Origin of the sequence: Variovorax boronicumulans (assembly GCF_040544675.1) — a bacterium.
In the GTDB taxonomy this organism is placed as follows: domain Bacteria; phylum Pseudomonadota; class Gammaproteobacteria; order Burkholderiales; family Burkholderiaceae_C; genus Variovorax; species Variovorax boronicumulans_D.
The window spans coordinates 116,207-128,494 of sequence record NZ_JBEPKK010000015.1 but is presented as its reverse complement, the minus strand read 5'-3'; the positions used below and the strand labels follow the sequence as shown (position 1 = coordinate 128,494).

Annotated in this window: 10 protein-coding genes; 2 read left to right on the top strand and 8 right to left on the bottom strand. The window is 67.8% G+C overall.

The annotated features are described in order from the left end of the window. Positions 1-171 precede the first annotated feature (171 nt). Complete coding sequence (locus ABIC90_RS22860) at positions 172-372, top strand: thrombospondin type 3 repeat-containing protein (RefSeq protein ID WP_354358168.1); 201 nt, start codon at positions 172-174, stop codon at positions 370-372. Between the two features lie 60 nt (positions 373-432). Here the strand turns inward: ABIC90_RS22860 and ABIC90_RS22855 are convergent, their stop codons facing one another. The 7 genes from ABIC90_RS22855 to ABIC90_RS22825 form a co-directional block, all read right to left on the bottom strand. After that, positions 433-711, bottom strand: coding sequence for a DUF2277 domain-containing protein (locus ABIC90_RS22855; RefSeq protein WP_354358166.1), 279 nt, complete (start codon positions 709-711; stop codon positions 433-435). A gap of 67 nt (positions 712-778) precedes the next feature. Beyond that, positions 779-1,645, bottom strand: a complete 867-nt coding sequence (gene blaOXA, locus ABIC90_RS22850; protein ID WP_354358164.1) for a class D beta-lactamase — start codon at positions 1,643-1,645, stop codon at positions 779-781. A 123-nt stretch (positions 1,646-1,768) separates the two neighbouring features. Beyond that, positions 1,769-2,200, bottom strand: coding sequence for a GNAT family N-acetyltransferase (locus tag ABIC90_RS22845; protein WP_354358162.1), 432 nt, complete (start codon positions 2,198-2,200; stop codon positions 1,769-1,771). A 26-nt stretch (positions 2,201-2,226) separates the two neighbouring features. Further along, entirely contained in the window at positions 2,227-2,592 is a 366-nt protein-coding gene (locus ABIC90_RS22840; protein WP_354358160.1) for a nuclear transport factor 2 family protein, read from the bottom strand. Between the two features lie 105 nt (positions 2,593-2,697). Next, positions 2,698-3,363: a VOC family protein gene (locus ABIC90_RS27400; RefSeq protein ID WP_436318238.1), complete on the bottom strand. Its 666-nt coding sequence runs from the start codon at positions 3,361-3,363 to the stop codon at positions 2,698-2,700. 35 nt (positions 3,364-3,398) lie between these two features. Beyond that, positions 3,399-4,049 (bottom strand): hypothetical protein, encoded by a 651-nt coding sequence (locus ABIC90_RS22830; protein WP_354358158.1) that lies wholly within the window; start codon positions 4,047-4,049, stop codon positions 3,399-3,401. Between the two features lie 47 nt (positions 4,050-4,096). Further along, positions 4,097-10,129: an alpha-2-macroglobulin family protein gene (locus tag ABIC90_RS22825; protein WP_354358156.1), complete on the bottom strand. Its 6,033-nt coding sequence runs from the start codon at positions 10,127-10,129 to the stop codon at positions 4,097-4,099. A 193-nt stretch (positions 10,130-10,322) separates the two neighbouring features. Here ABIC90_RS22825 and opgC point away from each other — a divergent pair, with 193 nt between their 5' ends. Continuing rightward, positions 10,323-11,465 carry an OpgC domain-containing protein gene (gene opgC / locus ABIC90_RS22820; RefSeq protein WP_354358154.1) on the top strand — a complete coding sequence of 381 codons (1,143 nt, stop codon included), beginning with the start codon at positions 10,323-10,325 and terminating at the stop codon, positions 11,463-11,465. A 16-nt stretch (positions 11,466-11,481) separates the two neighbouring features. Here opgC and ABIC90_RS22815 read toward each other — a convergent pair whose 3' ends face one another. Further along, positions 11,482-12,276, bottom strand: a complete 795-nt coding sequence (locus tag ABIC90_RS22815) for an SGNH/GDSL hydrolase family protein (RefSeq protein WP_354358198.1) — start codon at positions 12,274-12,276, stop codon at positions 11,482-11,484. Between the last annotated feature and the right edge of the window lie 12 nt (positions 12,277-12,288).

The following is a 12,288-nucleotide window of genomic DNA, read 5'->3' as shown; positions in this document are numbered from 1 at the left end:
GCAGCGAGGGCGCCGTGGGCCAGAGTGCTTGGCAGAGTCCACAACCGGTAACGAACTTCACGCAAGGGCTTCATTGCAGAAACCCGACGCGTACCGGCAAGGCCTTCAATGCAGTACCGGCTCGCTGGAGGCGACACCCGGATTCACAACCACTCCAAGGAGAAACGCATCATGAAGAAGACATTGGCAATCGTTCTGGCCGCATCGGCCGTTCTGGGCGGCTGCGTCGTCGCTCCGTATGACAACAACCCGCCGCCGCGCGCCCAGCGCGACCGTGATCGCGACGGCGTGCCCAACCGCGTGGACCGCGACCGCGACGGCGACGGTGTGCCCAACCGCTACGACCGCGCGCCGAACAATCCGAACCGCTGATCCGGCGGCGCAAAGCCATTACAGAAAGGCCGCGAAGCATTGCGCTTCGCGGCCTTTTTTTCAGGCAGGCGCGGTGCCGAAGCGCGCGGCCGACCTGGCCTTCGCGCGTTCCGCCTCGACAGCACGGTCTTTCGGCTCGGCCGTGGTCACCATCGAGTCGATCAATCGTGCGGCGGTCGCGGCCACCTCGTCGACCGCCCGCTCGAAGGCTTCTTCGTTGGCCTTCGAAGGCACGCTGAACCCGCTGAGCTTGCACACGAACTGCAGCGCAGCGGCGCGTATCTCCTGCTCGGTGGCGGGAGGCTCGAAGTTGTAGAGGGTCTTGATGCTCCGGCACATGATGGACTCCGTTCGGCAGCGAAGGCGCAAAGTCTAGCGAAGCAGCGTTTGAAGGGGGCGGGGGGCCTCACGCCGCAAGCAGGTTCATCTGCGCCAGCAGCGTGCGGCCCAGCGGGATGCGCTTGGCCACATCGGCTTCGCCGTCCATGTCGATGTTCAGCGCAAAGCTCTGCACGCTGCCGTTTGCCTGCGCGATCCAGCCGACCCACCAGCCCAGCGACCGCGTCGGCGTTTCGTGCCAGCCGGTCTTGCCGTGCAGGGCGTGCGTGGGCGTCTTTTCGATCTGCGTGATCTCGCGAACCATGTCCTGGCTGCGCATCGACATCGGCAGGCTGTGCTGCGCGAGCCGCATCAAAAAGCGCACCTGCTCGACCGCCGAGATCTTGAGCTTGTCGTTGACCCAGAACTGGTCGACCTCGGGGCCCAGCGTTTCGTTGCCGTAGTGCAGCCTGGCGATCCATTCGTTCATGCGCGCCATGCCGATGCGGCGTGCCACTTCGCGGTAGATGGGCAGGTGCGACACGCGCATCGCATCGTGCAGGTTCATGTCGCGCTCCCACTCCTTGCGCTTGTAGGTGCCGCCGCCGTAGGGGAGGATTTCCTCGATGTCTTTCACCGCGCCGGTCTCCAGCGCGATCAGGCTGTTGGGGATCTTGAAGGTCGAGGCCGGGCTGTAGCGTTTCTCGGCGCGCCGGCGGTCGACCACGCTGAGCTTCGACGTGGCGCTGTCGAACACGACCCAGGTGCCGCGCACGCCGGCTTCCTTGAAGTGCCTGGCGAGGTCCGGGCGTTCCTGTACGTGGGCGACGGGTGCGGCTGCGTCGGCGAAGCGTGTGGCGCCGAGGGCGGCGAGCAGGCCGCAGCCGCTCTGGGCGAGAAAGGTGCGACGGGGGTGGAGCGCGCGGGTGGCGAACGGGGCTGGAATGCGAGGCATGGCGGGTGCGGCGAGTGATGAAGAGGTGTGCCGGATCGTCCGGCGCATGGCCGTCGCCCACAACGCACACGCCCGTGCGCTTCGTCACCCGCGTAACGGCCGTAACCGTCGCGCGTTTCTTTATCAGCCTTCGTCGATCAGCCCGCGGTCGATGGCCTGCTGCTCGTTGCCGAAAATCGCCATCGCGGTGCGCATGCGCTTGAAGCCCAGCTTCTTGTAGAAGGGCTCCTTGCCCGCCACCGCGTACAGGATGATCTTGCGGTGCCCGCGCGAGAGCTCGACAAGCTTCGCGACGATTGCCTTGCCCAGGCCCATGCCCTGGTGGTCCGGGTGCACCGCCACGTCGCAGATGTAGGAGCAATCGAGGCCGTCCGCCATCGCGCGGCCGGCGGCCACCAGCCGGCCGTTTTCATAGACCAGGCACTTGAACAGGCTGTTGGAGAACACGACCTGCAGGTCGGCCGGTTTCTTGTGGCCCAGCGGGGCGATCTCGTAGAGGTGGGAGAGCGCGTGCCAGTCGAGTGCTTCGAGCGTGTGGCGCCATTCGAGGGGCACCGCAGCATTCCCTCCGTCCATCTTCTTCAGTCCATCGTGTAGAAGAATTCCTCGCGCACGATCTTGCCGTCCTTGACGGTGTAGAGCGCCATTTCTTCCATCGTGAAGCGGTGCCTGGTGGGCTTCATGGTCACGTCGATCCTGAAGCCGACGATGAAGCGGTCGTCGTGCGGCCAGGGGCCCGCGACCTGCATGGAATGCACCTCGTGGTTGGCGACCCACCATTCGCCCTTGGCCTTGATGGCGGCCAGGCCCACCGCTTCGCGCGACTGGCCGGGCGGGCCGCCGGCCTCGACGCTCACGGCCTCGGGTGCATACAGCACCTGGGCTTCGTCGAATTTCCCTTCCTTGCACAGCGCCACGAGCTTGTTGGCGATTTCCAGGGTGTTCATGGGTTCTCCTAGGTATGACCGCGGGGTGATGACCGGAGGCGGGAGTGTAGGCCCGTGCCCGCCTCAGGTGTTGCCCCGACATGCATTCGGGCGCATTCGACGGGCCTATGCGGGTTGGAGCAGGTCCCACTTGTTGCTGCAGAGGTCCTGAAAGACCGCGACCGTGCCGTGCGGCTCGTGCCTCGGTTCTTCGAGGAAGCGAACGCCGTGGGCCTTCATGTGCGCGTGGTCGGCGGCGAAGTCCTGCGTGTGCAGGAACAGGAAGACGCGGCCACCGGCCTGGTTGCCGACCGCCGCCTGCTGCTCGTCGTCCGCTGCCTTGGCAAGCAGCAGTGCAGCACCGGCGCCGCGTGAAGGCGCGACCACCACCCAGCGCTTGCCCGGGCCGCGCGGCGTGTCTTCGAGGAGCTCGAAGCGCAGCGCCTCGGTGAAGAAGCGGATGGCTTCGTCGTAGTCGCGCACGAGCAAAGTGACGGTGGCCAATCGGCGTGCGTGGGGCGTAGAGGTCATGGCGCCGGAGCGATCCTTGAAATAGCTGCTGTCGCTTGCGATGGCGACGCAGCGGTCTTGTTCAGCCGCTTCATGCATCTGCTCGACGTTGTCGACTTCGAACACGTTCTTGCGGCAGTCGGCGCAGTAGCGAACGCCGGGGGTGGAGCTTTCCTCGAGGGCGTCCCAGGGCTTGGGGCAGGAGAGCGATGCCTGGCCGTCGGCTCTTTCAACTTCGCCAGGAATGGCCGGCGCACGACCGATGCGGACACGTTTTTTCATCCTTGCGTCTTTTCACCCGATCGCGTGGGCCGCACTCAGGAAAAAACAATGGCCGTCTTGTGCGCGATGCTCAGCCGCGCCATTTCATACAGAAGCAGCCAGGAGGCGTACTCGCGGTACAGCCCTTCGTCGTTTTCGCTCAGCGCGTCGATGCGTGCCGCTTCCTCGTCCGACAGTTGCCCGTCGACCAGTGCGATGCCGAGCGCGGGCGCGACCTGCACCAGTTCGTCGCGCAGCCGGTACGAGGAGCCGAGCATGCCGCCCGTCAGCGCCTCGTCTTCCGACTCCGATTCCGAAAACAGCACTTCCTCGAAATCGACCGGCACATAGAAGCCTTCCGCATCCGAGTGGCAGATGAGATGGCTTTCGGTGATGTCCAGCGCTTCCTGCACGGCCGGGTCTTCCGACGGATCCGCGCCTTCTTCGACAGGCGTTGCCGTCCAGCCGGGCGACACCACGCAATGCGCATAGGCGCGGCGCAGGTAGTGGATGAACGAGTACGGAAACCCGTCGAGCGAGGCCCGCGAATCCAGCGGCGGCAGCTCGCGCGGCTCGACGTGCGCGGGCAGGCCCGCCGCCGCCAGCACGGTGTTCACGATCTCGAAGTCGCCCTCGAACCACTCGGCACCTTCGGGGTCGTTTTCCAGAAAGTCGGCAAGCGTGCCGACGCTGATGGCCAGTCCCATGTGTATTCCTCCGTCGTGCTGTCGATGACTCGCTCTTGGGCGGCGGCTTACTTCGCCGCCTCCACCTTCACCCGCGCATTCGGCGTCTCGCCGAACATCTCCGGCGCATACATCGCCTCGACGCGGCTCGGCGGCAGCGCGAAGTCGCCGACGTTGTTCAGGCGCACCGTGTATTCCATCTTCACCACGCCCTTGGGCAGGTATTCGTAGTAGCTGCGGAAGGCCTCGAAGCTGCGTTCCTCGAAGGCCGGCCAGCCCGCGCCCGACTTCTTTTCGCCCTGCGTGGCGATCTGCGAGTCGCGGCCCAGGCCCCCGCCCAGGATGGTGGCGCCGCCCGGGATCGGGTCGCTGATCACCACCCAGGTCATGTCGGCGCTGGCGTTCACCTCGATGGTCACGCGCAGCACGTCGCCGCGGGTGTACTTGCCCGCGGTGGCCTGCTCGACCGGGGTGATGGTCTTCTTGAGCGCATAGCCGGCCGCGAACGGCGCCTTCAGCTGCACGGCGGCAATCGACTGCAGCGTGAGCCACGGCTTGCCGGTGCCTTGCTGCGTCACCAGCAGCGTGTCGCGCACCGGTGCACCCGATGGCGATGTGGCCCACGGCAGGAACATCGTGTTGTTCTTCAGGTTGCCCGGCGATGCGGGCGCGCCGAAGAAGGTGGTCTGGTTCGGTGCGCCTGCCGCGTCGCTGGTCTTCACGCGCTCGACACGGCTCCAGTCGACCTGCGCCTTCACCGCGCCCAGCGTGGCGGCCGTGACCCCGGCCACCGGCGTGCTCTCGAACACCTTGCTGAATTTCTCCAGCGCCAGGCCGCCCCACAGGTTGGCGGTGGTGGTGTGCCAGGCGCCGTTCTGCTGGCGACCGATGAAGCCGTTGGCGAGCTTGCCGATGTCGTCCTTCCAGGCCGGGTCGTCCATCACGCTGAGCAACAGGCGCGCGGTGTTGACGTCGCCGTTGGTCATGAGCCACCACCAGTAGTCGTCCTGCTCGGTGCTGAAGATCAGCTTGGTGCCCTGGTAAGACAGGCGCGCCTTCAGCACGTTGTTGGCCTCGTCCAGCCGCTGCTGGCGCTGCGGCACATCGTTCACGCGCTTGAGGATGTTGAGCCAGTCGATCACCGCGCTGGTGGGCCACTGGTTCGGCGCGATGGTGATGCTGCCGACCATGCTGCCCTTGGCCTTGCCGTAGCGCGAGAGCGCCTCGAGCGCGGCGAGCTTGCGCACGTCCAGGTCCTTGCGCGGGCTCCAGAACTCGCGCGTGATGCGGCCTTCGACAAAAGCGATCAGGCCCGACTCCATCGGCGCGCGCAGGTCGTCGGCGAGCGCGAAGGCCGGGTTGAGCTGCGCGGCCTCGTGGGTCGCTGCGAGCAGGTACGAGGTGAGGATGTCGCTGCCGCGGTTGGCTTCGCCGTCGCGCGGCGGGAAGTAGTTGGCCAGGCCGTCGCCGTCCAGGTAGGTTGGCAGCGTGGCCAGCACGCCCTGCCACATCTTCGCGTCGCGCAGGCCGACCGACTTGCTGGTCTTTTGTTCCAGGCAGATGAAGGGGTAGTTCGCGAACCAGTCCCGCACGCCCGGCAGGCCTTCGGCCAGCTTGGGCTGCAGAGACAGCTTCAGTCCGCCGCGGCCGGGCAGGGCGTCGGCGGGCGGTGCCACGTCGAGCGTGAACGGACCGTCGACCTGCACCAACGTCGCCTGCTGCACCGTGAGCGGCACCGAAGGCACGATGCGCTGGCGCACCTTGAGCGCGTCGCGCGCACCGCCGAGGGTGTCCTTGGCTTCGATCTCCCACAGGATGGCTTCGGCGCGCGTCTGCGCCAGCTGTGCGGGCGCGGTCACGGTCCACGCGACCTCGCGCGCTTCGCCGGCGGGGATGTCCACGGTTTGCGTTTCCAGCGTGAGCAGGGTGGCGCGCGGCGTGGCCTCGACCTTCATCGGCTTCTGCGTGGTGTTGCGCAGCGTGATCTGGGCGCGGAACTGGTCGTCCTCGCGCACCAGCGGCGGCAGGCCGCTGATGATCTGCAGATCCTGCGTGGCCTGGATGCTCGCCTGGCCGGTGCCGAACAGGCTGGTGCCCGAATCGGCCACGGCCACGATCTTGAAGGTGGTGAGCGCATCGTTGAGCGGCACCGTCACCACGGCCTGGCCGTTGGCGTCGAGCACCACGTTGGGGTTCCACAGCAGCAGGGTGTCCAGCAGTTCGCGCGTCTGGCCCTTGCCGCCGCCGCCGCCCGCGGGCACGGCCTTGCGCCCGTAGTGGCGCCGGCCGACGATTTCCATCTGTGCGGTGGAGGTGCTCACGCCCCAGCTGCGGCGTTGCAGCATCGCATTGAGCAGGTTCCAGCTGTCGTTGGGCATCAGTTCCAGCAGGGCCTGGTCGACCGCGGCCAGCGCCACTTCGGCGCCGGCGGCCGGCTTGCCGTCGGGCAGCTTGGCGGTGATGGTGACCTGCGCCTTGCTGCGGATCGGGTAGCTGGGCTTGTCGCTGGTGACGGTCACGTCCAGCTGGTGGGCGCGCGTGCCGATGCGGATCTCGGCCATGCCGAGGCGGTAGGCGGGCTTGCTCAGGTCGACCATCGCGGTGGGCGCGACGTATTCCTTGCCCTCGTACCAGAAGGCGGTCCACCACTCGCGCGGCGCCTTGAAGCCCCAGGTGAAGAAGCTGTACCACGGCACTTCGCGCAGGCGCCCGCGCAGGGCCAGCACGCTCACGTAGGCATTCGGGCCCCATTCGGGCTTGACCTCCAGGGTGACCGTCGGGTCCTTGCCGTCGAGCTGCACGACGTGGGTTTCGATGATGCCTTCGCGCTCCACCGAGACCAGCGCGGTCGCGAAGCGGAAGGGGCTGCGCACCTGGAACTTGGCGATCTCGCCGGGCTGGTAGCTCTTCTTCTCGGGCAGCACGTCGATACGGTCGTTGTCCTCGCCGCCGAACCAGAGTTCGCCCTGCTTGGTCACGTAGACGGAGCTCACGGCCTTGCTGTCGCGGCCGTCGCTGTCGGTGGCGCTGGCGATGAGTTCGACTTCGCCGGCTTCCTTCAGCTCCGACTCACACAGCAGCAGGCCGCGTGCATCGCTCTTGCCGCTGCAGACGGTGCCGATGTCCTTGGTCTCGGTCTTGTTGTCGTAGGTGTAGAAGCCGCCCACCATGCGCTTGCGGCTGGTGGTGGTGATGCGGGCCACGGCGCGCACGTTGAGCGTCACGCCGGCCTGGGGCTTGCCCGTGAGGTCGAGCGCGAGCGCCTGGAACTTGAGCTTCTGGCTGGTGGAGACCCAGCCCTCTGTCTTGATGCCGGCGATGACCGACGCGGGCCACAGCGTCTGCGTGCTGCGGATGGTCTGCACCTCGCCGTTGGGGTCGGCGTAGGTGGCTTCGAGCAGCAACTCGCGCGCGGCCTTGACCTTGGGCACCTTGTCGATGGTGACCTTGCCCGCGCCGTCCTTGTTCAGCGTGAGCGGCAGCTTGTCGGCGATCACGCGGGTGTCGCTGGCGCTGTTGATGTCTTCCTCGCTGCCCGCGGTGTCGGACGCGGCCGCAGCCTGCGTGCCTTCGCCCTGGTCGGCGCGCGGCGGGTTGAAGCTGAAGGCGTCGTAGTCGGAAAAGCTTAAGGCTTTGCCGCGCACCATCGCCGACACGCGCACCGGCAGGTTGGCGGCGCCGCCGCCGGCCACGTAGTTGATCTGCACATCGGTGGGCACCGTGGTGGCCGCGACCAGCGGTTTCTTTTCGGTGGGCGAGATACGGCCTTCGAGCACGGGGAGCCGGAACTCCTCGACGCGGAAGGTGCCGGTGCCGAAGCTGCGGCCATAGCCGCCTTCGTCGCCGTCGCCTTCACCCTCGTTGTCGCCGTTCGCGTCCTTGCCGGCGCCGGAGCGCAGCATGACCTGGTACACGCCGAGCTTGGCGGCGGGCGGAATGGCGAAGCTGTTTTCCGCGCTCAGGCCGCCGGTGGCGGTCTTGCGCCAATTGAGCGGCTGCGTGAAGCGCTGGCCGCTGCCCACATGGGTGATGACCAGCGTGTTCGGCCGGTCCTCGGGGAGGCCGAAGCCCTTGCTGGTCTGCGTGCGCAAGAGGCTCTTCATCGACACCGTTTCGCCGGCGCGCAGCAGCGTGCGGTCGAAGATGGTGTGGGCCACCCGGTCGGCCTCGGGCTGCAGGCTGGTGGGCACGTTGAAGCGCCAGGGCTCGATGCCGCGCTGCCAGTCGCTGAAGGTGAAGGCCAGGTCTTCGACGCCCTTGTCGTCCGTGGCGCGGGCGCTCACGAACCAGGCGCCGCTGTCGTATTCGCCGGGGCCGTTGCAGCTGGGCGTCTCGGGCGACACGCCCTGCAGCGTGACGATGCCGTTGGCGTCGGTGGTGCCGGTGGCCACGGCCTTGCCGTCGCAGCCGGACACGCGCACCTGGGCGCCCGCCACCACCTTGCCCTTGTCCAGCGTGGTGACCCAGGCCACCGAGTTCTCGCGGCCCAGCTTGAAGTGCACCGCCAGGTTGGTGGCCAGCGCGGTGGTGCGCACGTACATCGTGCGGCCGGCGGGGTAGCGCTCGTCCAGCAGCGCTTCGCCGAGCTTTTGCGAGGCGATTTCCAGCACATGGAAGCCGGGTGTCAGCGGAATGCCGACGACCTCGAAGGGGCGCGGGTCTCCCGCGTCCGACTTGGGCATGTCCAGCGACTTCACGCCCGGCTGGCCCGCCAGCAGCGACACCATGCGGGTCTGCACGCTGTTGCGGTCGTCTTTGTCGATGACGGGCGGGATGGCGCCCTTGACGTCCCTGCGCGCGATCTCGCGGCTGACGACGTAGTTGTTGTCGTAGCGGCGCACCTTGCGGAACCACGCGATGATTTCCGCGTCGGTCTTCGGGTTGATGTCGCTCACCTTGCCCGGGGTGAGCGCCTGCACCATGAGTTGCGGCTCCACGCGGCGCACGGTCACCGGCATCATGGCCGGGGTGTCGGGTTCGGCCAGCCGCTCGATCACGCCGAAGGGCGAGGCCGCGAACTTGGCCAGCGGTGGCATCGCGCCGGTCGCCACCTTCAATGGAAAGCTGTCGGGCGTGGCCAGCGGGCGGCCCGAGGCGTCCTCGAACTTGGCGGGCAGCTCGATGCTGTACTGGGTGCTTTCGGCCAGCGGCGGGCCGAAGCTGGCGCCGTTGACCACGTCGTCGTCGCTCTGGGTGCCGCCGTCGTTGTCCAGCTTGGCCTTGATCGTCTTGCCGTCGCCCTTGAGCTCGATCTGCGAGGCCAGCTTGCGCGTGACCGGTGCGTTGAACTGCAACTGCATCGGGCGCAGCGGCAGGCAGGCGGCCTGCGCGTTTTCGCGCTCGCAGCTGAACGACACGGCAAAGGGCTCGCGCACCCGGTACTCCAGCCGGCGCTCCACGTTGTTGGCAACGCCCGAGGGCGTTGCCACGCCCTTGCCGTAGACCACCTGCACCTTGGCGCCGGGCGTGAGCGTGCGGTTGCACTGCATCGTGATGAAGCGCAGCGGCTCCTTCTCGGCGGCCTTGTCGCGGCTGAAGGCCTTGAGCAGGCCGGTGCGCTGTTCGCCGTCGAGCAGCTTGACCGGAATGCGTTCGCCCACGCCGTCGGCCGTGCACCAGACGTTCTGGCGCACGCTCTCCAGCGTGGCCGCGCCGTTGAGTTCGAGCACGAACATCTGCTGCTCGTCGATGCGCGCATAGGTGCCCGGCATGTAGCTGCGCACGAACGGGCCGCCGCTGTTGAACTGGTAGCGCTCGGGTCCGGTCAGCTCGCCGCCCGCGCTGGGCTTGAAGGTGGGAATGCGGGTGACGGTGCAGCGCACGCCCGGGGGAAGGTCGTTCTCGAAGTCGTAGACCCATGCCTTGGCGTCGGTCCAGCGCCCGGTGCCCTTGCCGGCCTGTGCGTCGGAGCAGCTCACCGAGAGCGGCGCGGGCGCCTTCGGATCGCCGAAATTGACGGCCGCCTGGTCGAACTTGGCGACGATCTGGCGCACGCGTGCCACCTCGCCCTGGGGGGTCAGGCTGGTGATCTGAAGGGCGTGGCTGGGGCCGGCCAGCAGCGCGCTTGCTGCCAGCAGCAATGTGGGAACGAAACGGGTCACGGGATCTCCTCCTTGGGGCAGCGCGCAGCGTAGCCGATTTGGGCGTCAGTTCGACAGTGCCAAGGGTCATAGGTCGTTCGCGCGGCCCGTGGCCCTTCGCGGCGGTTCGCACGAGGGTTACACCAGTCTTCTTACAATCCACCCCGTCGTGCGTGCGCCGCGCAGACCGCCACCAAGACCTCGCCGCCGACCGATGAAACGCTACTGGGAAATAGACGCCTTGCGCGGGCTGATGCTCGTGCTGATGACCGTCACCCACCTTCCCACGCGGCTGACCGATCCGTTGGGCCAGCCCTTTGGCTTCGTTTCGGCCGCCGAGGGCTTCGTGCTGCTGTCGGCTTTCGTGGCCGGACTGGTCTACAGCCGCATCGGCTACGTGCGCGGGGTGGACTCGATGCGCACCGCCTTCTGGCGCCGCGTGCTCAAGGTCTACCTGTGCCAGGCGGCGATCCTGCTGTTTCTCTTCACCGTGATCGCGGCGCTGGGCCTGCACATCGACCAGCCGGCGGTGAAGAACCTGGTGTCGTACTACCTGGCCGAGCCGCGCGACGGTTTCCTGTACGGGCTGCTGCTGGTCTACGAGCCGGCGCTGCTGGACATCCTGCCGATGTACATCTTCTTCATGCTGATGAGCCCCTGGGTGCTGGCCTTCGCCATGCGCCACGGCTGGTCGCTGGTGATGGCGGCGAGCGCCACCGTGTGGGCCATGGCGCAGTTCGGCATCAGCGAGTGGATCTACGGACTGGCGGTGCACTACCTGGGCGTGCCGGTGCCGTTTCACGAGATGGGCGCCTTCAACACCTACGCCTGGCAGTTCCTGTGGTTCGCGGGCCTGTGCATCGGCGCCACCCGCAACGGACCCGAGGCGCGGCCGCTGCGCTTTCCGACATGGCTGCTGGTGCTGGCGGCGGGCATTGCGGTCTACGGCATCTACTGGCGCCACACCGGCATCAACGGCCAGGCGCCCTTCGGCGGCGATGTGGAACTGAACCTGCTGTTCGACAAATGGCAGCTGGGGCCGCTGCGGCTGGTCAACCTGCTGGCGCTGGGCATCCTGGCGGTGCGCTTCGGGCCCTGGCTGATGCGCCGCATTCCTCGGCTGCACTGGCTGGAAGCCATGGGCTCGGCGTCGCTTCCGGTGTTCTGCGCGCACCTGGTGGCGGTGCTGCTGGTGCTGGCCTTCTACGGCGACAGCCAGACCGCGCGGCCCTGGTGGGGCGACGGGCTCTTGCTGGCGGCCGTGTTCGCGGCGATGTACCTGGTGGCGCGATTCACGCGCGGCGCCGATGTGCCGCCGCCGGCGGACGACCTGCCGACCGAGCCGTCCCGGGCCTGATCAGGGCCTGTGCCGTTCAGGGCGGCAGGGCGAGCGGGCCGGAGGCCGGCGTGGGTGCTGGCGCCGGCGCCGGCGCGGGTGCCGCCGGCAGGTGCGAGGCGATCACCGACTGCCAGAGCCGGTAGCCCTCGTCGGTCATGTGCAGCCTGTCGCCGCGAAACAGCTCCATCCGCGGCCGTCCGTCGGCGCCCAGCATCGGCGTGTAGATGTCGATGAACTCGCTGTTGGGCAGCCGGTTGAGGTAGGCCGCGATGATGTGGTTGGTCTCGCGGACCCGCGGCATCAGGTGTTCGCGCGACGGGCTGGGCTTGACCGAGATGAAGCTGATGCGCGCATCCGGCAGCTCCGCGCGCACCGTGTTGGCCAGCCGCGCGAAGCTCTCGAGCACCTGCAGCGGCGTGCGGCCCTCGGCCAGATCGTTGTCGCCCGCATACACCATCACTTGCCGGGGCCTGTAGCGCACCACCAGTTCGCGGGCGAACAGGCTGCAGTCGGCCAGCGTGGAGCCGCCGAAGCCTCGGTTGACCACGCCACCGGGCACGCCGGGGAAGTCTTGCGAAAGGCGGGTCCACATGCGCACCGTGGAGCTGCCCACGAACACCACGCCGCCCGGGGCCGGAAAGCGCTCCTGGTCGGCCCGGGCGAAAGCCGCGAGCTCGTTGTGCCAGCGGGCCTTGGCGGCCAGGTACTCGGAAGAGGCGTCCGCGGCGGTGGCGCCGTCCGCCTCGTAGGGGAAGGCGGCCGACGCCGTCTGGGCATGGGAGGCGAGCGCCGCCGCAAGCAGCGCGACCGCGGCCAGCGCGGATTTCATCGAAGGCATCGG